The organism is Pseudomonas putida (assembly GCF_030159595.1).
GTDB lineage: Bacteria > Pseudomonadota > Gammaproteobacteria > Pseudomonadales > Pseudomonadaceae > Aquipseudomonas > Aquipseudomonas putida_AC.
This window is the reverse complement of record NZ_BSKJ01000009.1, coordinates 187,922-209,552: the sequence shown is the minus strand read 5'-3', so window position 1 is coordinate 209,552 and position 21,631 is coordinate 187,922. Positions and strand designations below refer to the sequence as shown.

Annotated in this window: 17 protein-coding genes; 10 read left to right on the top strand and 7 right to left on the bottom strand. The window is 62.8% G+C overall.

The window, feature by feature from the left end; all coding sequences use genetic code 11:
- The first annotated feature begins 199 nt into the window (after positions 1-199).
- Entirely contained in the window at positions 200-5,065 is a 4,866-nt protein-coding gene (locus QQL85_RS20410) for an NAD-glutamate dehydrogenase (RefSeq protein ID WP_284356537.1), read from the top strand.
- A 75-nt stretch (positions 5,066-5,140) separates the two neighbouring features.
- Here the strand turns inward: QQL85_RS20410 and ppsR are convergent, their stop codons facing one another.
- A complete protein-coding gene (gene ppsR / locus QQL85_RS20405) occupies positions 5,141-5,959 on the bottom strand; it encodes a posphoenolpyruvate synthetase regulatory kinase/phosphorylase PpsR (protein ID WP_012271263.1) in 819 nt (272 codons plus the stop codon).
- Between the two features lie 179 nt (positions 5,960-6,138).
- Between ppsR and ppsA the strand changes: the two genes are divergently transcribed.
- The 8 genes from ppsA (at position 6,139) to QQL85_RS20365 (ending at position 14,352) form a co-directional block, all read left to right on the top strand.
- A complete protein-coding gene (gene ppsA / locus QQL85_RS20400; RefSeq protein ID WP_284356536.1) occupies positions 6,139-8,514 on the top strand; it encodes a phosphoenolpyruvate synthase in 2,376 nt (791 codons plus the stop codon).
- 66 nt (positions 8,515-8,580) lie between these two features.
- On the top strand, positions 8,581-9,609 hold the full coding sequence (locus QQL85_RS20395) for an alpha/beta fold hydrolase (RefSeq protein ID WP_284356535.1): 1,029 nt from the start codon (positions 8,581-8,583) through the stop codon (positions 9,607-9,609).
- 215 nt (positions 9,610-9,824) lie between these two features.
- A complete protein-coding gene (gene rraA / locus QQL85_RS20390; protein WP_284356534.1) occupies positions 9,825-10,316 on the top strand; it encodes a ribonuclease E activity regulator RraA in 492 nt (163 codons plus the stop codon).
- Positions 10,317-10,343: 27 nt separating this feature from the next.
- On the top strand, positions 10,344-11,339 hold the full coding sequence (locus QQL85_RS20385; RefSeq protein ID WP_284356533.1) for a zinc transporter ZntB: 996 nt from the start codon (positions 10,344-10,346) through the stop codon (positions 11,337-11,339).
- 87 nt (positions 11,340-11,426) lie between these two features.
- On the top strand, positions 11,427-11,699 hold the full coding sequence (locus QQL85_RS20380) for a hypothetical protein (RefSeq protein ID WP_014591816.1): 273 nt from the start codon (positions 11,427-11,429) through the stop codon (positions 11,697-11,699).
- Positions 11,700-11,701: 2 nt separating this feature from the next.
- On the top strand, positions 11,702-12,526 hold the full coding sequence (locus tag QQL85_RS20375; RefSeq protein WP_284356532.1) for a mechanosensitive ion channel family protein: 825 nt from the start codon (positions 11,702-11,704) through the stop codon (positions 12,524-12,526).
- Positions 12,527-12,639: 113 nt separating this feature from the next.
- Complete coding sequence (gene sigX, locus QQL85_RS20370) at positions 12,640-13,206, top strand: RNA polymerase sigma factor SigX (RefSeq protein ID WP_003248665.1); 567 nt, start codon at positions 12,640-12,642, stop codon at positions 13,204-13,206.
- A 111-nt stretch (positions 13,207-13,317) separates the two neighbouring features.
- A complete protein-coding gene (locus QQL85_RS20365) occupies positions 13,318-14,352 on the top strand; it encodes an OmpA family protein (RefSeq protein ID WP_264362370.1) in 1,035 nt (344 codons plus the stop codon).
- 110 nt (positions 14,353-14,462) lie between these two features.
- Here QQL85_RS20365 and cobA read toward each other — a convergent pair whose 3' ends face one another.
- From cobA to QQL85_RS20340, 5 genes are all read right to left on the bottom strand, one after another.
- Entirely contained in the window at positions 14,463-15,203 is a 741-nt protein-coding gene (gene cobA / locus QQL85_RS20360; protein WP_284356531.1) for a uroporphyrinogen-III C-methyltransferase, read from the bottom strand.
- Between the two features lie 26 nt (positions 15,204-15,229).
- Positions 15,230-16,900, bottom strand: a complete 1,671-nt coding sequence (locus tag QQL85_RS20355; protein WP_284356530.1) for a bifunctional protein-serine/threonine kinase/phosphatase — start codon at positions 16,898-16,900, stop codon at positions 15,230-15,232.
- A gap of 9 nt (positions 16,901-16,909) precedes the next feature.
- On the bottom strand, positions 16,910-18,121 hold the full coding sequence (locus QQL85_RS20350) for a nitrate/nitrite transporter (RefSeq protein ID WP_284356529.1): 1,212 nt from the start codon (positions 18,119-18,121) through the stop codon (positions 16,910-16,912).
- Between the two features lie 172 nt (positions 18,122-18,293).
- Positions 18,294-18,869, bottom strand: coding sequence for an ANTAR domain-containing response regulator (locus tag QQL85_RS20345; protein WP_284356528.1), 576 nt, complete (start codon positions 18,867-18,869; stop codon positions 18,294-18,296).
- 11 nt (positions 18,870-18,880) lie between these two features.
- Positions 18,881-20,095 carry a CmpA/NrtA family ABC transporter substrate-binding protein gene (locus tag QQL85_RS20340; RefSeq protein ID WP_284356527.1) on the bottom strand — a complete coding sequence of 405 codons (1,215 nt, stop codon included), beginning with the start codon at positions 20,093-20,095 and terminating at the stop codon, positions 18,881-18,883.
- 157 nt (positions 20,096-20,252) lie between these two features.
- Here QQL85_RS20340 and QQL85_RS20335 point away from each other — a divergent pair, with 157 nt between their 5' ends.
- Positions 20,253-21,278, top strand: coding sequence for a quinone-dependent dihydroorotate dehydrogenase (locus tag QQL85_RS20335; protein WP_284356526.1), 1,026 nt, complete (start codon positions 20,253-20,255; stop codon positions 21,276-21,278).
- A gap of 97 nt (positions 21,279-21,375) precedes the next feature.
- On the opposite strand, the gene rmf is transcribed toward QQL85_RS20335, so the two are convergent.
- On the bottom strand, positions 21,376-21,591 hold the full coding sequence (gene rmf / locus QQL85_RS20330; protein ID WP_003248687.1) for a ribosome modulation factor: 216 nt from the start codon (positions 21,589-21,591) through the stop codon (positions 21,376-21,378).
- Between the last annotated feature and the right edge of the window lie 40 nt (positions 21,592-21,631).

The window sequence follows — 21,631 nt, the reverse complement described above, 5'->3', positions numbered from 1 at the left end:
CCCCTTGACCGAAATTGTCGCAGCGCTGCAAGCGTTAATGACCGATCAGTCGTTAAGCTTCGGCGAGCCCTGGGCGTGCCTGTGCACGTTCAACGTCTGGTTTTACCGTCCGCCTTGCCACGGGTTGGCTATCGTTGATCCGTACATGGCGCACGCAGCGACGCTCCAACTATTACAAAGCCCAAGCGGAGTACCACAGATGGCGTTCTTCACCGCAGCCAGCAAAGCCGACTTCCAGCATCAACTGCAAGCGGCCCTGGCGCAGCACATCAGCGAGCAGTCCCTGCCACAAGTGGCGCTGTTCGCCGAGCAGTTCTTCGGCATCATCTCTCTGGACGAACTCACCCAGCGCAGGCTTTCCGACCTGGCCGGCTGCACCCTGTCAGCCTGGCGTATCATCGAGCGTTTCGACCCCGAATACCCGCAAGTGCGGGTGTACAACCCCGATTACGAACGCAATGGCTGGCAGTCGACCCATACCGTGGTCGAGGTGCTGCACCATGACCTGCCGTTCCTGGTCGACTCGGTACGCACCGAGCTCAACCGCCGCGGCTACAGCATCCATACCCTGCAAACCACCGTGCTCAGCGTGCGCCGTGGCGCCAAAGGCGAGCTGCTGGAGCTGCTGCCCAAGGGGACCCAGGGCGAGGGCGTGCGCCATGAGTCGCTGATGTACCTGGAGATCGACCGTTGCGCCAATGCCGCCGAACTGACCGTGCTGACCCGCGAGATCGAGCAGGTGCTGGCCGAGGTACGGGTGGCAGTGGCCGACTTCGAACCGATGAAGGCCAAGCTGCGTGAAGTGGTGGCGCAGGTGGAACAGACTGCCTTTGGCCCGGCGCAACACGAAAAAGGCGAGGTCAAGGCCTTCCTGGAATGGCTGTTGGACAACCATTTCACCTTCCTGGGCTATGAAGAATTCACCGTCAAGGGCGGCACCGACGGCGGCCAGATGGTCTACGACGAGCAGTCGTTCCTCGGCTTGCCGCGCCGCCTGCGCGTGGGCCTGACGGCCGAAGAGCTGCGTATCGAAGACTACGCCGTGGCCTACCTCAACGAGCCGCTGCTGCTGTCGTTCGCCAAGGCCGCGCTGCCCAGTCGCGTGCACCGCCCGGCCTACCCGGACTATGTGTCGATCCGCCAACTGGACGCCGACGGCAAGGTCATCAAAGAACACCGCTTCATGGGCCTGTACACCTCGTCGGTGTATGGCGAAAGCGTGCATGCCATCCCTTACATTCGCGTCAAGGTAGCCGAAGTCGAGCGTCGCTCGGGCTTCGATCCCAAGGCCCACCTGGGCAAGGAACTGGCCCAGGTGCTGGAAGTGCTGCCGCGCGACGACCTGTTCCAGACGCCGGTCGACGAGCTGTTCACTACCGTCATGGCGATCGTGCAGATTCAGGAGCGCAACAAGATCCGCGTGTTCCTGCGCAAGGACCCGTACGGCCGCTTCTGCTACTGCCTGGCCTATGTGCCGCGGGAAATCTACTCCACCGAAGTGCGGCAGAAGATCCAGCAAGTGCTGATGGAACGCCTGAAGGCCAGCGACTGCGAGTTCTGGACGTTCTTCTCCGAATCGGTGCTGGCCCGTGTGCAACTGATTCTGCGGGTAGACCCGAAAAACCGCATCGACATCGACCCGCAGCAGCTGGAACGCGAAGTGATCCAGGCCTGCCGCTCGTGGCATGACGACTACTCGGCGCTGGTGGTGGAAAACTTCGGCGAAGCCCAGGGCACCAACATCCTCGCCGACTTCCCCAAAGGTTTCCCGGCCGGCTACCGCGAGCGCTTCGCCGCGCACTCGGCAGTGGTCGACCTGCAACATGTGCTGAACCTGTCGGAAAGCAAGCCGCTGGCGATGAGCTTCTACCAGCCGCTGACCCAGGTGGGCGAGCGCATCCTGCACTGCAAGCTGTACCACGCCGATACGCCACTGGCGTTGTCCGACGTGCTGCCGATCCTGGAAAACCTTGGCCTGCGCGTGCTGGGCGAGTTCCCGTACCGCTTGCGCCATGCCAATGGCCGCGAGTACTGGATCCACGATTTCGCCTTCACCTACAGCGAAGGCCTGAGCCTGGATATCCAGCAGCTCAACGACACCCTGCAGGACGCCTTCATCCACATCGTGCGCGGCGATGCCGAGAACGATGCCTTCAACCGCCTGGTGCTCACCGCCGGCCTGCCATGGCGTGACGTGGCGCTGCTGCGTGCCTACGCCCGTTACCTCAAGCAAATCCGCCTGGGCTTCGACCTGGGTTACATCGCCAGCACCCTGAACAACCACACCGACATCGCCCGCGAGCTGACCCGGTTGTTCAAGACCCGCTTCTACCTGGCGCGCAAGCTCACCCAGGACGACCTGGATGACAAACAGCTGCGCCTGGAGCAAGCGATCCTGACCGCGCTGGACGACGTGCAGGTGCTCAACGAAGACCGCATCCTGCGCCGCTACCTTGACCTCATCAAGGCCACCCTGCGCACCAACTTCTATCAGCCGGATGCGAACGGCCAGAACAAGTCGTACTTCAGCTTCAAGTTCAACCCCAAGCTGATTCCCGAGCTGCCCAAGCCGGTGCCCAAGTTCGAAATCTTCGTCTACTCGCCGCGCGTCGAAGGCGTGCACCTGCGCTTTGGCAACGTTGCTCGTGGCGGCTTGCGCTGGTCCGACCGTGAAGAAGACTTCCGCACCGAAGTGCTGGGCCTGGTCAAAGCCCAGCAGGTGAAGAACTCGGTCATCGTGCCGGTCGGCGCCAAGGGTGGCTTCCTGCCGCGCCGCCTGCCACTGGGCGGTAGCCGGGACGAGATCGCCGCCGAAGGCGTGGCGTGCTACCGCATCTTCATTTCCGGCCTGCTCGACATCACCGACAACCTCAAGGACGGTGGCGTGGTGCCGCCGGCCAACGTGGTACGCCACGACGATGACGACCCGTACCTGGTGGTGGCGGCCGACAAGGGCACCGCAACCTTCTCCGACATCGCCAACGGCATTGCCATCGACTACGGCTTCTGGCTGGGCGACGCCTTTGCCTCGGGCGGTTCGGCCGGTTACGACCACAAGAAGATGGGCATTACCGCACGCGGCGCCTGGGTGGGTGTGCAACGCCACTTCCGTGAGCGCGGCATCAACGTGCAGGAAGACCCGATTACCGTCATCGGCGTGGGCGACATGGCCGGCGACGTATTCGGCAACGGCCTGCTGATGTCCGACAAGCTGCAACTGGTGGCCGCATTCAACCACCTGCACATCTTCATCGACCCCAACCCGGAGCCGGCGACCAGCTTTGCCGAGCGCAAGCGCCTGTTCGACCTGCCGCGTTCGGCCTGGAGCGACTACGACACCAGCATCATGTCTGAAGGCGGCGGCATCTTCCCACGCAGCGCCAAGAGCATTGCCATCAGCCCGCAGATGAAAGAGCGCTTCGCCATCGAAGCCGACCGCCTGACGCCCACCGAGCTGCTAAACGCGCTGCTCAAGGCGCCCGTAGACCTGCTGTGGAACGGCGGCATCGGCACCTATGTGAAGGCCAGCAGCGAAAGCCACGCCGATGTCGGCGACAAGGCCAACGATGCGTTGCGGGTCAACGGCAACGAACTGCGCTGCAAGGTGGTGGGCGAGGGCGGCAACCTGGGCATGACCCAGCTTGGCCGGGTGGAGTTCGGCCTGAACGGCGGCGCCACCAACACCGACTTCATCGACAACGCCGGCGGCGTGGACTGCTCCGACCACGAGGTCAACATCAAGATCCTGCTCAACGAAGTGGTGCAGGGTGGCGACATGACCGAGAAGCAGCGTAACCAGCTGCTGGGCAGCATGACCGACGAAGTCGGCAACCTGGTGTTGGGCAACAACTACAAGCAGACCCAGGCGCTGTCGCTGGCCGCCCGCCGCGCCCGCGAGCGGATTGCCGAGTACAAGCGCCTGATGGCCGACCTGGAAGCCCGTGGCAAGCTGGACCGCGCCATCGAGTTCCTGCCGTCCGAAGAGCAACTGGCCGAACGCCTGGCCGCCGGCCAAGGCTTGACCCGCGCCGAGTTGTCGGTGCTGATCTCGTACAGCAAGATCGACCTCAAGGAACAGCTGCTCAAGTCGCTGGTACCGGATGACGACTACCTGACCCGCGACATGGAAACCGCGTTCCCGCCGTCGCTGGTCAACAAGTTCGCCGACTCCATGCGCCGCCACCGCCTGAAGCGCGAAATCGTCAGCACCCAGATCGCCAACGACCTGGTCAACAACATGGGCATCACCTTCGTCCAGCGGCTGAAGGAGTCGACCGGCATGAGCCCGGCCAACGTGGCCGGGGCCTATGTGATCGTGCGCGACATCTTCCACCTGCCGCACTGGTTCCGCCAGATCGAGGCCCTGGATTACCAGGTGCCGGCGGAAGTCCAGCTCACCCTGATGGACGAGCTGATGCGCCTGGGCCGCCGTGCCACCCGGTGGTTCCTGCGTAGTCGCCGTAACGAGCAGGATGCCGGGCGCGATACCGCGCACTTCGGGCCGAAGATCGCGCAACTGGGGCTCAAGCTGGACGAGCTGCTCGAAGGCCCGACCCGCGAACGCTGGATGGTTCGCTACCAGGGCTTTGTCGAGGCCGGTGTGCCAGAGCTGCTGGCGCGCATGGTGGCTGGTACCAGCCACTTGTACACCCTGCTGCCGATTATCGAAGCCGCCGACGTCACCGGCCATGAGCCGGCGCAGGTGGCCAAGGCGTTCTTCGCCGTGGGCAGCGCGCTGGACCTGACCTGGTACCTGCAGGAAATCAGCAACCTGCCGGTGGAAAACAACTGGCAGGCCTTGGCCCGCGAAGCGTTCCGCGATGACATTGACCTGCAGCAACGGGCAATCACCATCTCGGTACTGCAGATGGCCGATGCACCGGAAGACATGGACGCCCGCGTGGCGCTGTGGGCCGAGCAGCACCGGGTGATGGTGGAACGCTGGCGCGCCATGCTGGACGACCTGCGCAATGCCACGGGCACCGACTATGCGATGTATGCGGTGGCCAACCGCGAGCTGGTCGACCTGGCCATGAGCGGGCAGGCGGCGGTGGTGCCGTCCTGAGCTTGAGCTGAAGTGAAACGCCCCGGCAGAGATGCCGGGGCTTTTTTTTATGTCTGTGCCGGCCTCTTCGCGGGCTTACTTGAACCTGCGCTCCACGCCTTTTTCCACCAGAATCTTCGCCGAAATCTCCTCCACCGAAAAATGCGTGGAATTGATGTTGGGTATGTTCTCGCGGCGGAACAGGCTCTCTACCTCGCGCACTTCGAACTCGCACTGGGCAAAGCTGGAATAGCGGCTGTTGGGCTTGCGTTCGTGGCGGATGGCGGTGAGGCGATCGGGGTCGATGGTCAGGCCGAACAGCTTGTTGTGGTGCTTTTTCAGCACTGCTGGCAGTTGCAGGCGCTCCATGTCGTCTTCGGTCAGCGGGTAGTTGGCGGCACGGATGCCGAACTGCATGGCCATGTACAGGCAGGTCGGGGTCTTGCCACAGCGTGATACACCCACCAGGATCAAGTCGGCCTTGTCGTAGTAGTGGGTGCGCGCGCCATCGTCGTTGTCGAGGGCGAAATTCACCGCTTCGATGCGTTCCATGTAGTTGGAATTGCCGCCAATCGAGTGCGACTTGCCAACGGAATACGACGAATGGGCAGTCAATTCCTGCTCGAGCGGGGATAAAAACGAGGAAAAAATGTCGATCATGAAGCCATTCGACGTCGCCAGGATCTCTCGGATGTCCTGGTTGACGATGGTGTCGAAGATGATCGGGCGCACGCCATCTCGCTCAGCGGCGGCGTTGATTTGCTGGACCATGGTCCGCGCTTTGTCTGGCGAATCGATGTACGGACGGGTGAATTTGTTGAACGGAATGCTCTCGAATTGCGCGAGCAAACTCTGGCCCAGGGTTTCGGCAGTGATACCGGTGCCGTCGGAGATGAAGAACGCGGTTCGTTTCATTTGCGATCTGGGCCTTAAGCTGATGACGATTCTTGGATATGATAAGTTCGGTTTGCCGAATGCGGCTGTCGGCATTCTCACTTATTTTCCAGGTACAGGCCACAAACGCCCGGCCAAGTCACAGATGACAGGCGGGCGCCTTTTTGAGCTTTTCCAACACAGTTAGTGGAGAGATCACCTTGGTAGAGTACGTAGTTTCCCTCGATAAGCTCGGCGTCCATGATGTGGAGCATGTGGGGGGCAAGAACGCATCCCTGGGCGAGATGATCAGCAACCTTGCAGGTGCTGGTGTATCGGTGCCGGGCGGCTTTGCCACTACGGCTCAGGCGTACCGCGACTTCCTTGAGCAAAGTGGCCTGAACGACAAGATTCATGCCGCGCTCGACGCGCTCGATGTGGATGACATCAACGCCCTGACCAAGACCGGCGCGCAGATTCGCCAGTGGGTCATGGAAGCCGAGTTCCCGGCGCGTCTTGATTCGGAAATCCGAACCGCCTTCGCCGAAATGGCCGCCGGCAACGACAACATGGCCGTTGCCGTGCGCTCGTCGGCCACCGCCGAAGACCTGCCGGACGCCTCGTTCGCCGGCCAGCAGGAAACCTTCCTCAACATCCGTGGCGTCGACAACGTGATCCGCGCGGCCAAGGAAGTGTTCGCCTCGCTGTTCAACGACCGCGCCATCGCCTACCGCGTGCACCAGGGCTTCGACCACAAGCTGGTCGCCCTGTCTGCCGGTGTGCAGCGCATGGTCCGCTCCGAAACCGGCACTGCCGGCGTGATGTTCACCCTCGACACCGAATCGGGCTTCCGCGACGTGGTGTTCATCACCGGCGCCTACGGCCTGGGCGAAACCGTGGTGCAGGGTGCGGTCAACCCTGACGAATTCTACGTCCACAAGAACACCCTGCAGGCCGGCCGCCCGGCCATCCTGCGCCGCAACCTGGGCAGCAAGGCCATCAAGATGGTCTATGGCGAAGAAGCCAAGGCCGGCCGTTCGGTCAAGACCGTGGAAGTGGACCGCGCCGAGCGCGCACGCTTCTGCCTGAGCGATGCCGAAGTCAGCGAGCTGGCCAAGCAGGCCATGATCATCGAGCAGCACTACCAGCGCCCGATGGACATCGAGTGGGCCAAAGATGGCGACGACGGTAAGCTGTACATCGTTCAGGCGCGCCCTGAAACCGTGAAGAGCCGCTCCAGCGCCAACGTCATGGAGCGCTACCTGCTCAAAGAGAAGGGCACCGTACTGGTCGAAGGCCGCGCCATCGGCCAGCGCATCGGCGCAGGCAAGGTTCGCGTGATCAACGACGTCTCGGAAATGGACAAAGTCCAGCCGGGCGACGTACTGGTTTCCGACATGACCGACCCGGACTGGGAACCGGTAATGAAGCGCGCCAGTGCCATCGTCACCAACCGTGGCGGGCGTACCTGCCACGCGGCGATCATCGCCCGCGAGCTGGGTATCCCGGCGGTGGTCGGTTGCGGCAATGCCACCCAGGTGCTGAAAGATGGCCAGGGTGTGACCGTGTCCTGCGCTGAAGGCGACACCGGCTTCATCTTCGAAGGCGAGCTGGGCTTTGACATCAAGCAGAACTCGGTCGACGCCATGCCGGAGCTGCCGTTCAAGATCATGATGAACGTCGGCAACCCGGACCGTGCTTTCGACTTCGCCCAGTTGCCCAACGCCGGTGTCGGCCTGGCGCGCCTGGAGTTCATCATCAACCGCATGATCGGCGTGCACCCCAAGGCACTGCTGAACTATGCAGGCTTGCCACCCGAGCTCAAAGACAGCGTCGACAAGCGCATTGCCGGCTACAACGACCCGGTCGGTTTCTATGTCGAGAAGCTGGTCGAGGGCATCAGCACCCTGGCCGCCGCCTTCTACCCGAAAAAAGTCATCGTGCGCCTGTCGGACTTCAAGTCCAACGAGTACGCCAACCTGATCGGCGGCAAGCTGTACGAGCCGGAAGAAGAAAACCCGATGCTGGGCTTCCGTGGCGCTTCGCGCTATATCAGCGAATCGTTCCGTGACTGCTTCGAGCTCGAATGCCGTGCGCTGAAGCGCGTGCGCAATGAAATGGGCCTGACCAACGTCGAAATCATGGTGCCGTTCGTGCGTACCTTGGGCGAGGCCAGCCAGGTCGTCGACCTGCTGGCTGAAAACGGTTTGGCGCGTGGCGACAACGGCCTGCGCGTGATCATGATGTGCGAGCTGCCGTCCAACGCCATCCTGGCCGAAGAGTTCCTCGAGTACTTCGATGGCTTCTCCATTGGTTCGAACGACCTGACCCAGCTGACCCTGGGCCTGGACCGGGACTCGGGCATCATCGCCCACCTGTTCGACGAGCGTAACCCGGCCGTGAAGAAGCTGCTGGCCAACGCCATCGCCGCGTGCAACAAGGCCGGCAAGTACATCGGCATCTGCGGTCAGGGCCCTTCGGACCACCCGGACCTGGCCAAATGGCTGATGGAGCAAGGCATCGAAAGCGTGTCGCTGAATCCGGACTCGGTACTCGAAACGTGGTTCTTCCTGGCCGAAGGCCAAGGCGCGGCCTGATGCGGTAAAACGCGGGGGGACGTCTGGCGTACCCCCGCCTGGTTTTTTCCAGGGCGAGTTCCAGCAATGGATCCCGCCCTTTTTTGTGCACCAAGCAACCTTATGCAAAGCAGCAGCACTCTATTTCCCGTGGCCCTGCTCAGTGCCGAGCGCCGCGGCGACCTCAGCGAAGACGTTTACCGGATCAAGGCAGGTAACGGCCCTGATCCCAGCGTCGAGCTGGCCATCACCCGTCTGGGGCTGGCCGATCAGGACCCGCCTCAGGGCGTGCCGGTCATTCTCCTGCACGGCAGTTTTTCCAACCGGCGTTTCTGGTATTCGCCCAAAGGGGTTGGTCTGGGCGCTTATCTCGCCCGTGCGGGTTTCGATGTGTGGATACCGGAAATGCGTGGCCACGGCCTGTCGCCGCGCAACCACGCCTGGCAGCACAACAGCGTTGCCGCCTATGCCCGTGATGACCTGCCGCTGATCAACGCGTTCGTGCAGGAGCAGTCGGGCCAGGCGCCGCACTGGGTTGGCCATTCCTTGGGCGGCACCACCCTTGTGGCAGCGCTGGGCGGTGGTTTTCTGGCTGCAGGGCAGGTGGCCAGCGTGGCGCTGTTCGGCACCCAGATCAGCCGCGTTTATTGGCCGTTGAAAGTGCCACCGCTGGCCTGGGGCGCGAAGCAGGTGCTCAAACGCTGGGGGCAGATATCCGGGCCGCGCTTCAAGCGTGGGCCTGAGGACGAGCCGATTGGCCTGGCTTTGGAAAGCATGCGCTGGCATGGCCTGTTCGGGCGCTTTGGCGACAAGCAGAACGACTGGTGGGCGGGGCTGGCAGAGGTGGATGTGCCGCTGCTGGCGGTGGCCGGCGCGGGGGACTTCCAGGACCCGGTGTGGGCCTGCCGCAAACTGTTCGAGCAGCTGGGGGGCGAGCGCAAGCAGTTCCTGCGGCTGGGGCATGAGGAAGGCTTCGACGCTTTTGGGCATGTCGACATGTTGGTGAGCAAGGCCGCGCAGGTGCAGGTGTGGCCGTTGGTGGAGCGCTGGTTGCGTGACCCGTTGCTGCCGGTGCATGAATCCACGGTGGCGGTGGAGCCTTTGCCAGTCAGTTGATCTTGCATTGCCTGTGCCGGCCCTTTCGCGGGCAAGCCCGCTCCCACAGGGATTTCACAGCACTTAAGCCTTGTGATATCCCTGTGGGAGCGGGCTTGCCCGCGAAAGGGCCGGCACAGGCAAAAGATGACCGCCTGGTCCTTGGTGACTGCGACTGCCTCCAAGGTGTAGCCTTGGCCGATATCCGCTTTCGTTGTGACTGACAGGAGCTTCCCATGCAGCATTACGTAACGCCCGACCTGTGTGACGCCTACCCTGACCTGGTGCATGTGCTGGAACCGATGTTCAGCAATTTCGGCGGCCGCGATTCGTTCGGTGGCCAGATCGTCACCATCAAGTGCTTCGAGGACAATTCGCTGGTCAAGGAGCAGGTCGAACTCGACGGCAAGGGCAAGGTCCTGGTAGTCGATGGCGGTGGCTCGCTGCGCCGTGCGCTACTGGGTGACATGCTCGCCGAAAAGGCCGCCAAAAACGGTTGGGAAGGCCTGGTGATCTACGGCTGCGTGCGTGACGTCGACGTGCTGATCCAGACCGACGTCGGCGTGCAGGCTTTGGCCAGCCACCCGATGAAAACCGACAAGCGCGGTATCGGCGACCTCAACGTGGCAGTGACCTTCGCCGGGGTAACCTTCCGCCCGGGCGAGTATGTCTATGCCGACAACAATGGCGTGCTGGTCTCGCCAAGCCCGCTGAAAATGCCGGCGTGATGCGCCGCACGCGCTGATGGAGCTTTGATGTTCGAGGAAGACAACGCGCAGTGGGGGCTGGTGCATGCCCTGGTGCTCGATGGTAAAGGCGGCGCGCGCTCGATTGCCCGTACCGAACTGGACGGCCTGCAACTGCAACCGGAGCAGAGCCTTTGGCTGCACTGGGATCGCAGCCATCCGCAAACCCGTACCTGGCTGCTGCATGACAGCGGCCTGAGCGAGTTCGCCTGCGAGCTGCTGCTGGAAGAAAACACCCGGCCACGCCTGCTGCCCATGGCTGATGAGCAGCTGTTGCTGTTTTTGCGCGGTGTCAACCTCAACCCGGGCGCAGAGCCCGAAGACATGGTCTCTGTGCGAATCTTCGCCCAGGCGCAGCGGGTCATATCGCTGCGTTTGCGGCCGTTGCGCGCCAGTGACGAGATCCTTCAGTTGCTGGAGCAGGGCAGGGGGCCGAAATCGGCGTCCGAACTGTTGCTGCTGATGGGCGAGCTGCTCACCGAAAAGGTTCAGGGTCTGGTCAGTGACCTGTCCGAACTGGTCGACCTGGAAGAAGAAAAGGTCGAAGCCGACGAACGGTATACCCCGGAGAACGGCAGCCTGCAGCAGATCCGTCGCCGTGCAGCGGGCTTGAGGCGATTCCTGGCGCCGCAGCGTGACATCTACGCCCAGCTGTCGCGCAGCAAATGGAGCTGGTTTGCCGATGCCGATGCCGATTACTGGAACGAGCTGAACAACAGCCTGATCCGCTACCTCGAAGAACTGGAACTGACCCGCGAGCGTGCCGCGCTGGTGCTGGAAAGCGAAGACCGCCGGCGCAGCGAGCGGATGAACCGCACCATGTACCGCTTTGGCATCATCACCTGCATCTTCCTGCCCATGAGCTTCATCACCGGGCTGTTGGGCATCAACGTGGGCGGTATCCCGGGGGCAGAAAACCCTTATGGCTTCCTGTTCGCCTGCATTGTCGTGCTGGGGCTGGCGGTGGGGCAGTGGTGGATGTTCCGGCGGTTGCGATGGGTCTAGGGGGTCTTTTTGAAACATTCGTCCCAATCAGATGTGTGACCCATTGCCCGGCCATCTCGTCTCTTGCTGACACTGCGCGAGGTGCCCATGCACGATCCGTTTGAAGAATCCCTGCGTGACCTGCTCAAGGCGTCACCCTCCGGCAATGACCGGGATGACCGGGATGACGCTGCCTGCCTGGGTCGCGTGCTGAAAACCGCCAACCGCCAGGTTGGCGCGGGTGATCTGTTCAGCCTGCTTGGCCGTTGGAGCCAGGCGCTGCTGATTGCCGTCAATAATGGCTCGGCGCATGTCGCGCCGGTGCGTCGACACTCTTCCCGCAACGCTGCCACCGGCAGCAAAGCAGATAAGGCCGATTGAATATGGAACTCGATCTCTGGACCCAGAGCCTGGTCGCCGCGATGACCGCCCTTTGGACCAAGGTAGCGAACTTCATCCCCAACCTGTTCGGCGCGCTGGTCGTGGTGCTGCTCGGTTTCGTGGTGGCCAAGTTGCTCGACACGCTGCTGTCCAAGCTGCTGGCCAAATTTGGCCTGGACCGCCTGATGGCCGGCACCGGCCTTACCAAAATGCTTGGCCGGGTCGGTATCCAGGTGCCGATCTCGACCCTGATCGGCAAGATCGTCTACTGGTTCGTGCTGCTCATCTTCCTCGTCTCGGCCGCTGAATCGCTTGGCCTTGAGCGGGTGTCGGCCACCCTCGACATGCTCGCCCTCTACCTGCCGAAGGTATTCGGCGCAGCCTTGGTGTTGCTGGCCGGCGTGCTGCTGGCACAGGTGGCCAACGGCCTGGTACGCGGTGCCGCCGAAGGCATTGGCCTGGAATACTCGGCGGGTCTTGGGCGTATCACCCAGGGTCTGGTGATCATCATCAGTATCTCGGTGGCCATCAGCCAGCTGGAGGTGAAAACCGACCTGCTGAACCATGTAATCGTCATCGGGCTGATTACCGTTGGTCTGGCCGTTGCCTTGGCCATGGGCCTTGGCAGCCGCGAAATCGCCGGGCAGATACTGGCCGGCATTTATGTGCGCGAGCTGTACCAGGTCGGCCAGCAGGTCCGGATTGGAGAGGTCGAAGGGCACATCGAGGAGATCGGCACGGTCAAGACAACACTGCTGACCGATGATGGCGAACTGGTGTCGTTGTCTAACCGCGAGCTGCTCGAGCAGCGTGTGAATAGCCGCTAACCGCACAAAAGCTGTTAATGTATGCCGCCGCGAAATTCGACCCACGGGGTCGCGCGGCGACATTGACCTGACTGTCGGCCAGATCCGTTTTGAATAAAGTTCATTCGCCGCCCATGCGTTATGACCCCCGCGAGCTCACCGACGAAGAGTTGGTGGCGCGTTCGCATGAGGAGCTGTACCACGTTACCCGCGCCTATGAGGAACTCATGCGGCGCTACCAGCGAACCCTGTTCAACGTCTGTGCGCGTTATCTGGGGAACGACCGTGACGCGGACGATGTCTGTCAGGAAGTGATGCTGAAAGTGCTGTACGGCCTGAAGAACTTCGAGGGCAAGTCCAAGTTCAAGACCTGGCTTTATAGCATCACCTACAACGAGTGCATTACCCAGTACCGCAAGGAGCGCCGTAAACGCCGGTTGATGGATGCCTTGAGCCTGGACCCTGTTGAAGAGGCGTCCGAAGACAAGGCCCCGAAGCCGGAAGAAAAAGGCGGGCTGGACAAATGGCTGGTGCATGTGAATCCGATTGACCGGGAAATCCTGGTGCTGCGTTTTGTCGCAGAACTGGAATTTCAGGAAATTGCTGACATCATGCACATGGGCCTGAGCGCGACGAAAATGCGTTACAAGCGCGCGCTAGACAAGCTTCGTGAGAAATTTGCGGGCCTCGATGAAACTTAGTGGCGTGCAAATATCTCTAACGGATCGGCGAGTTCTGCTAGACTTGCCGTCGAGTTGTCCCCCTTGTTTGTGGTGGGACTGCTTAACTATCACCAGATGGGGATTTAACGGATGAAATTGAAAAACACCTTGGGCTTGGCCATTGGTTCGCTCGTAGCCGCTACCTCGATTGGCGCTATGGCACAAGGCACAGGCGCTGTGGAAGTCGAAGGCTTCTACAAGAAAGAATTCTTCGACAGCCAGCGCGACTTCAAGAACGACGGCAACCTGTTCGGCGGTTCGATCGGTTACTTCCTGACCGACGACGTTGAACTGCGTCTGGGCTATGACGAAGTTCACAACGCTCGTGGCGAAGACGGCAAGAACATCAAGGGCTCGAACACTGCCCTGGACGCCGTTTACCACTTCAACAACCCGTATGACGCCATCCGTCCGTACGTTTCCGCTGGTTTCTCGCACCAGTCGCTGGGCCAGACCGGCCGTGGCGGTCGTGACCACTCCACCTTCGCCAACGTTGGCGCTGGCGCCAAGTGGTACATCACCGACATGTTCTACGCCCGTGCCGGCGTAGAAGCTCAGTACAACATCGACCAGGGCGACACCGAGTGGGCCCCGAGCGTTGGTGTTGGCCTGAACTTCGGCGGTAGCCCGAAGCAAGCCGAAGCCGCTCCAGCTCCAGTTGCTGAAGTCTGCTCCGACTCCGACAACGACGGCGTGTGCGACAACGTCGACAAGTGCCCGGACACCCCGGCCAACGTTACCGTTGACGCTGATGGCTGCCCGGCTGTTGCCGAAGTCGTTCGTGTTGAGCTGGACGTCAAGTTCGACTTCGACAAGTCGGTCGTCAAGCCAAACAGCTACGGCGACATCAAGAACCTGGCTGACTTCATGAAGCAGTACCCACAAACCACCACCGTGGTTGAAGGTCACACTGACTCCGTGGGTCCAGACGCTTACAACCAGAAGCTGTCCGAGCGTCGTGCCAACGCTGTCAAGCAAGTCCTGACCCAGCAGTACGGCGTAGAATCCAGCCGTGTTGACTCGGTTGGCTACGGCGAAACCCGTCCGGTTGCTGACAACGCCACCGAAGAAGGCCGTGCTGTCAACCGTCGCGTTGAAGCTCAGGTAGAAGCTCAGTCCAAGTAATTGGCTGATGCTTCATGAAAAACCCGGCCTCGGCCGGGTTTTTCTTTGCCTGAATTTTGTGCCGGCCTCTTCGCGGGTAAAACCGCGACGAGGCCGACACAGGCAGTAAATTATCCGGCGACTGCCACCAGGGCCTGAGCCATCTGTTCCCCCACCACGTCCCCAATCACCAGAATCGCCGGGCTACGCAAGCCAAACCCAAGCGCATCCTCCACCATCCCCCGCACATCGCTCCTGCACTCCCGCTGTTGCGGCAGCGAAGCGTTTTCGATCATCGCCACCGGCATCCCCGGCGCCATTCCCCCCTCCAGTAGCCCCTGGCGCACCTGCTCCAGCCGCGCCACTCCCATGTACACCACCAATGTCGTCCCGCCCTGGGCCAAGGCTGCCCAGTTCAGTTCACTGTCGTCCTGAGTATGCGCTGTCACCAGGGTCACCCCCCGGCTTACCCCGCGTGAGGTCAGCGAAATCCCGCACTGCGTGGCGCCGGCCAGGCCCGCCGTGATGCCATTGACCAGCTCTACCTCGATACCATGCCCCTGCAGCCACAACGCTTCTTCACCGCCGCGACCGAAAATGCACGGGTCACCACCCTTGAGCCGCACCACGCAACGCCCTTGCCGGGCATGGCGCAACATCAGGCGCTGAATGAACGCCTGTGGCGTGGAGCGGCAGCCGCCGCGTTTGCCCACGGCAATCACCCGGGCCTGCGGGCAATGCTCCAGCACAGCCGGGTTGACCAGGTCGTCGATCATCACCACGGCGGCTTGCTGTAGGGCACGTACGGCCTTGAGGGTGAGCAATTCAGGGTCGCCAGGGCCAGCACCTACCAGCCAGACTTTTGCATTCATCAGGTATTCCTCATTGGCAGGGGTGTTCAACCTTTGAGCAGGCTGAGCAGTAGCATCAGGTTGAGCAGCAGGGACAGCAGCGCCAGCGTGCGCCATACCTTCAGTGGCTCGCGCTCCAGCAAGGGCCGTGCCCTGCTGGGCAGTTCCAGGCGGTCGCCGCGCTCAAGCAGCAACAACCAGTGTTCGGCCGTTTCGAAGCGCTGCGTCGGGTCGGCGGCCACCGCTTGCTGCAGGTTGTGTTGCAGCCATTCCGGCAAGTCGGGGCGGTAGCGTGCAGCGTTGACCGGATGGCCGAAGCGCGGGCGCTGGAAGGCTTCCACCTCGCCATAGGGGTAGTGCCCGGTCAGCAAGTGATACAGCGTTACGCCCACGGCATATAGATCCTGCCGTGGGCTGGGCGGTTGGCCGTCGAACGCTTCCGGGGCGATGTACGAGGGCGTGCCGGGTACGTCGTGCAGCGGGTCTTCGGACAGGCCGGGGCAGTAGGCCAGGCCGAAATCCAGCAGGCGAAGCTGGCCATCGCTGCCCAGGTGCAGGTTGTCTGGCTTGATGTCGCGGTGCAGCAGGTTGCGCCGGTGCAGCACGCCGACCGCCTGCAGCAGCTGCCGGGCCATTTCCAGCCACTGCGGCAGGGGCAGTGGGCCGTGTTCGGCCAGCAGAGCAGCCAGGCTTTGGCCGGGGTATTCGCGCATCACGTAGTACAGGTGTTGCCGCTGGCTGGCAGCATGCAACTCGGGGAAGTGTCGGCCCGCAACCCGGCGCAGGAACCACTCTTCGAGCAACAGCCCCTGTGCAGCACCGGGCGCTTGTTCGCGTTCGGCAGGGAGGGTCTTGAGTAGCCAGGGGTGGCCTTGGCTGTCGCGCACCCGGTACAGCAAGGACTGGCGGCTGTGTGAGAGCAGGCTTTCGGCCCGCCAGTCATCGATCACTTGGCCTTCGCGCAGCGCGGCGGGTACTGGCCACTGCTGCAATTGTGCCAGGGTATCACCCAGGTTGGTCGTGCCCAGCTGTTCGACCTGCACCAGCAAGGCACTGGCGTTGTCCTGGCTGCCATTGAGGTGCGCGCTGGCAACCAGCGTGTCGACGGCCTGTTGCAGGTTGGTTTGCTCGCGCAGCACGGCCTGGATGTGTTGGTCTCCCAGGCTGGCCCAGACCCCGTCGCTGAGCAGCAGGAAGCACTCGCCTGGCTGTAGCTCGCCTTCCAGGTAATCCACCAGCAGGTGTTGGTCCAGGCCCAGCGCACGTTTCAGCACATGCTGCATGCCCGGTTGGTCCCACACATGGTCTTCGCTCAGGCACTGCAGGCGCCCGGCGTGCCAGCGGTAAACCCGGCAATCCCCTACATGCGCCAGGGTGAAGCGCCGGCCACGTAGCACCAGCGCGCTGAGTGTGGTCAGCAACGGCTGGCCGCTGCCCTGGGCGCGCAGCCAGCGGTTTTGTGCCAGCAGCAGGCGGTCCAGGGCTTGGGCCACGCCCCAGGTGGCGGGGGTGGCGTAGTAGTCCAGCGCCAGTGCCTGCAAACTGGCACGCGCTGCCAGGCCGCCATCGGCGCATTGGCTGACGCCGTCGGCGAGGGCGAACAGGTAGCCCTTGCTGGCGGCCAGCTCCGGCGCCGGGGTCACCAGGCGAAGGGCGTCCTGGTTTTCCTCGCGCGGCCCGGTGGCGCTGGCGTGGGCAAAGCTCAGTTGCAGGCTCATTGGCGTGCCTCAGACCCGCGCAGCGGTAACCGCTGCCGAGCCCCAGGTGGTGCGCCAGCGTTGTTTCACGCCATGCAAGCCGAACCAGGCCAGCAGTCCCAGGCTGGCGAACAGCCACAACCCCAGTTGGTAGTCACCCGTGTGCTGCTTGATGGTGCCAAGCCCGGCCGCCAGCAGGAAACCCCCGATTCCGCCGGCCATGCCGATCAGGCCGGTCATTACGCCGATCTCCTGGCGGAAACGTTGCGGCACCAGCTGGAACACTGCGCCATTGCCAGCGCCCAGGCCCAGCATGGCACTGACGAACAGCGCCAGTGCGGCGGCCGCGGACGGCAGGTTGAAGCCGACAGCGGCGATGCAGATGGCGGCCACGCTGTACATGCCCAGCAGCGTACGGATACCGCCAAAGCGGTCGGCCATGGCGCCGCCAAGCGGGCGCATCAGGCTGCCGGCGAACACGCAGGCGGCGGTGTAGTAGCCGGCGGTGACCGGGCTCAGGCCGTACTGATCGCTGAAGTAGCCGGGCAGGGCGCTGGCCAGGCCGATGAAGCCACCGAAGGTCACGCTGTAGAAGAACATGAACCACCAGCTGTCACGGTCGCCCAAGGCCTTGAGGTAATCGGCCATGGCTTTCGGCTTGGGCCGTTGTGGGGCATTGCGCGCCAGCAGGGCGAACACCACCAGCGCCAGCGACAACGGAATCAGCGCAAAACCGAACACATTGCTCCAGCCAAAGCCGGCGGCCAGTGCCGGGGCCAGGAGGGCGGCGAACACCGTGCCGGAGTTGCCAGCACCGGCAATGCCCATCGCCTTGCCCTGGTGTTGCGGTGGATACCACTGTGAAGCCAGAGGCAGCGACACGGCGAACGAAGCACCGGCAAAGCCGAGGAACACGCCCAGCAGCAGCGCCTGTTCGTAGCTGTGCACACCCAGGTGCCAGGCCGCCGCCAGGGCGACGATGACGATCACCTGGCCGATCAGGCCGGCGGTCTTGGGCGACAGGCGGTCGACCAGCACGCCCATGGCAAAGCGCAGGATCGCCCCGGCCAGGATTGGCATGGCCACCATCAGGCCCCGTTGTTGTGCACTCAGTTGCAGGTCGGCAGCAATCTGCACTGCCAGCGGGCCCAGCAGGTACCAGACCATGAAACTGAGGTCGAAGTACAGGAACGCGGCGAACAGCGTGGGCACATGCCCGGACTTCCAGAAGCTGGTACTCATCGAACACCTCACTCGGCAATGCAACGGAACGAAAAAGACGCCGCTACCCGCTCCACGGTCGTGGAGGGGAGAGCGACGTCTTTGTCGGGATTTAAGTGGGGCAACCGCCGTTGGCTACCAGTGATGTTTGTTCAGCAAGAGATGGGCCAACTTGGTTTATGTGGGCGCGTTGTCAGCCCAGCATCTCGTGCATGGCTATGATTTGTTCGGCCACCTGGATCAGCTTCTGCTGTCGGCTCATGGCCTGGCGGCGCATCAGGGTGTAGGCCTGTTCCTCGTTGCAATCCTTCATCTTCATCAGCAAACCCTTGGCCTGCTCGATGCGCTTGCGTTCGGCCAGTTGCTGGTCGCGCGCCAGCAGTTGCGCCTTCAGCGCCTGGTCACTTTCAAAGCGGGCCATGGCCACATCCAGAATCGGCTGTAGACGGGCGGCATGGATGCCTTCGACGATGTAGGCGCTAACGCCTGCCTGGATTGCCTGGCGCATCACCCCGGGATCGTGCTCGTCGGTGAACAGCACGATGGGGCGCGGCTGGTCGCGGCTGACCAGCACCACTTGTTCCATCACATCGCGGTCCGGTGAATCGGTATCGATCAGCACCACATCCGGGCGCACCGTTTCGACGCAGACGGGCAGGTCGATGGTCAGACCTGGGGCTTCGGTCACCTCGAAACCGGCCTCGATCAACGCCGCCTTGAGGCGACCGAGTTTGTTCTGGGTGTCGTCGATCAGCAGGATGCGCAACATGTTCGTCCCCCTCACGCGCCGACGCGGGCATCGGGCAGGTCGCCCAAGGCATGCAGGCTGAAACTGCGGGCATAGCCGTAGGGATCGCTGCCGTCCCAGCGGGTGCCGTCGATCAAAAGGCTGCTTCGCATCGGCTGCTCGGGGCACGCAACGCCCAGGCTTTGCGCCGCCTCGCTGTACAGCACCAGTTGCTGCACCTGGCGGGCCACGCCAAGGTAGTCGGGGTCGTCGCGCAGCAGGCCCCAGCGGCGGAACTGGGTCATGAACCACATGCCGTCGGACAGGTACGGCAGGTTGGCCCGGCCCTTGTCGAACAGGCGCAGGGCATGCGGATCTTGCCAGTGGTTGCCCAGGCCATCCTGGTAGTTACCGATCAGGCGTGGCTCGATGCTTTCCAGCGGCGCGTCCAGGTAGGCGCTGCCGCTGAGCAGTTGCGCGGTGCTGCGGCGGTTCTCCGGGCTTTGCTCGACGAACCGGCTGGCGGCGAGGATTGCCTTGATCAGGGCGCGGGCGCTGTTGGGGTACTGTTCGGCGAAGGCACGGGCACAGGCCAGGACCTTTTCCGGGTGGTCCGGCCAGATCGACTGGCTGGTGGCGAGGGTGAAGCCTTGGCCATTGGCCACGGCATCGGCGGCCCAGGGCTCGCCTACACAGAAACCGTCGATGCGCCCGGCCTGGACATGTGCGGCCATCTGTGCCGGCGGCACCACCACGCTGTCCACGTCGCGTAGCGGGTGGATGCCTTGGCTGGCAAGCCAGTAATACAGCCACATCGCGTGGGTGCCGGTAGGAAAGGTCTGGGCGAAGGTCAGGCGTGCGCCGTGCTGGTGCACCAACCGCGCCAATGCTTCAGGATTGGTCACGCCTTTGCGCTGCAAGGCTGGGGACAGGTTGATGGCCTGCGCGTTCTGGTTCAGACCCATGAGCACCGCCATGTCGCTGGCCGGTACGCCACCGATACCCAGATGCACGGCGTAGACCAGGCCATACAGGCAGTGCGCGGCATCCAGCTCGCCGCTGACCAGCTTGTCGCGCAGCCCGGCCCACGAGCCTTGGCGCTTGAGATTGAGGGTAAGGCCGTGTTGCTGGGCGAAGCCTTGGGTGGCGGCGACCACCACCGAGGCGCAGTCGGTCAGGGCCATGTAGCCGATGTTCAGGCTTGGCTTTTCTGGCGCGTCACTGCCATTGACCCAGGCCAGGGGGGTTGCTCGGGGTACGGTGTTCACAAGGTTCCTCGCCTGTACTGATAAGGCTGTGAGCCAAACCGGTGCAACCGATGTGCCAAGGGGGGCAGGGGGGGCGCAGCGGACCCACGATTTGCTGTCCTGCCAGCCCTAGGCTGGCTATAATCGCCCCCTCACTCACCCCGAGCCTTGCCCGCCCATGTATACCCTGGCCCGCCAGCTGCTGTTCAAGCTTTCTCCGGAAACCTCCCACGACCTGTCCCTGGACCTGATCGGTGCCGGTGGCCGCCTTGGCCTCAACGGCATGCTGTGCAAGCAGCCGGCGGCATTGCCGGTTTCGGTCATGGGCTTGAACTTCGCCAACCCGGTGGGCCTGGCCGCTGGTCTGGACAAGAACGGCGCGGCCATCGACGGCTTTGCCCAGCTGGGCTTCGGCTTTGTCGAAATCGGCACTGTCACCCCGCGTCCGCAACCCGGCAATCCCAAGCCACGGCTGTTCCGTCTGCCGGAAGCCACGGCCATCATCAACCGCATGGGCTTCAATAACCTGGGCGTTGATCACCTGCTCGGCCGCGTGCGTGCTTCGCGTTACAACGGCGTGCTGGGCATCAACATCGGAAAGAACTTCGACACCCCGGTCGAGCGTGCTGTGGATGACTACCTGATTTGCCTGGACAAGGTGTACACCGCCGCCAGCTACATCACTGTCAACGTCAGCTCGCCGAACACCCCGGGACTGCGCAGCCTGCAGTTTGGCGATTCGCTCAAGCAGTTGCTCGATGCCTTGGCCGTACGCCGTGAGCAGCTGGCTGCTACCCATGGCAAGCGCGTGCCGCTGGCCATCAAGATCGCCCCGGACATGAGTGACGAAGAAACCGCGCTGGTGGCCGCAGCGCTGATGGAATCGGGTATGGATGCGGTGATCGCCACCAACACCACGCTAGGCCGTGAAGGTGTCGAAGGGCTGCCGTATGGCGGCGAGGCGGGCGGCCTGTCGGGTGCGCCTGTGCTGGAAAAGAGTACCCATATTGTCAAGGTGCTGGCAGGTGAACTGGGCGGTAAACTGCCGATCATTGCCGCCGGTGGCATTACCGAAGGCCGTCACGCTGCCGAGAAGATTGCTGCCGGTGCGAGCCTGGTACAGATCTACTCGGGCTTCATCTACAAAGGGCCAGCGTTGATCCGTGAAGCGGTCGATGCCATTGCGGCATTGCCACGCGGGTAAACGGCAGGCATAAAAAAGGGCCCCGTCAAGGGGCCCCTGGGCCGCAGCCCGCCGCCCGGATAGGGCGCGCATGGTGACTCGAATTCAGTGTCCTCGTTCAGCCAACGGCGTGATTTTCGTTGAGTCTATGGATGCCAGCGGTGCCAGTCATTCCGTCCCAGTTATCACCGCGACCTTCACGCCAGCCGTTGATCCAGGCTTGGCGAACAGAAGGAAGATTGAAGGGGCAAAGTTCGCGGGATTTGCCGGTGACCCCGTATTGGTAGCCACGTGAATATGCTCTTTCCAACGGATCACGCTTAAGTCTTCTCATAGGGTGTTGCCCTCACTTGTTGACTGTAATGTCCCGTCGG

Bases quoted from the DNA above. Each gene is read 5' to 3' on its own strand.
- QQL85_RS20410 (WP_284356537.1), top strand. From the start codon at position 200: ATGGCGTTCTTCACCGCAGCCAGCAAAGCCGACTTCCAGCATCAACTG.
- ppsR (WP_012271263.1), bottom strand. From the start codon at position 5,959: ATGAAACGAACCGCGTTCTTCATCTCCGACGGCACCGGTATCACTGCC.
- QQL85_RS20395 (WP_284356535.1), top strand. From the start codon at position 8,581: ATGGATCCCGCCCTTTTTTGTGCACCAAGCAACCTTATGCAAAGCAGC.
- rraA (WP_284356534.1), top strand. From the start codon at position 9,825: ATGCAGCATTACGTAACGCCCGACCTGTGTGACGCCTACCCTGACCTG.
- QQL85_RS20385 (WP_284356533.1), top strand. From the start codon at position 10,344: ATGTTCGAGGAAGACAACGCGCAGTGGGGGCTGGTGCATGCCCTGGTG.
- QQL85_RS20380 (WP_014591816.1), top strand. From the start codon at position 11,427: ATGCACGATCCGTTTGAAGAATCCCTGCGTGACCTGCTCAAGGCGTCA.
- QQL85_RS20375 (WP_284356532.1), top strand. From the start codon at position 11,702: ATGGAACTCGATCTCTGGACCCAGAGCCTGGTCGCCGCGATGACCGCC.
- sigX (WP_003248665.1), top strand. From the start codon at position 12,640: ATGCGTTATGACCCCCGCGAGCTCACCGACGAAGAGTTGGTGGCGCGT.
- QQL85_RS20365 (WP_264362370.1), top strand. From the start codon at position 13,318: ATGAAATTGAAAAACACCTTGGGCTTGGCCATTGGTTCGCTCGTAGCC.
- cobA (WP_284356531.1), bottom strand. From the start codon at position 15,203: ATGAATGCAAAAGTCTGGCTGGTAGGTGCTGGCCCTGGCGACCCTGAA.
- QQL85_RS20355 (WP_284356530.1), bottom strand. From the start codon at position 16,900: ATGAGCCTGCAACTGAGCTTTGCCCACGCCAGCGCCACCGGGCCGCGC.
- QQL85_RS20350 (WP_284356529.1), bottom strand. From the start codon at position 18,121: ATGAGTACCAGCTTCTGGAAGTCCGGGCATGTGCCCACGCTGTTCGCC.
- QQL85_RS20345 (WP_284356528.1), bottom strand. From the start codon at position 18,869: ATGTTGCGCATCCTGCTGATCGACGACACCCAGAACAAACTCGGTCGC.
- QQL85_RS20335 (WP_284356526.1), top strand. From the start codon at position 20,253: ATGTATACCCTGGCCCGCCAGCTGCTGTTCAAGCTTTCTCCGGAAACC.
- rmf (WP_003248687.1), bottom strand. From the start codon at position 21,591: ATGAGAAGACTTAAGCGTGATCCGTTGGAAAGAGCATATTCACGTGGC.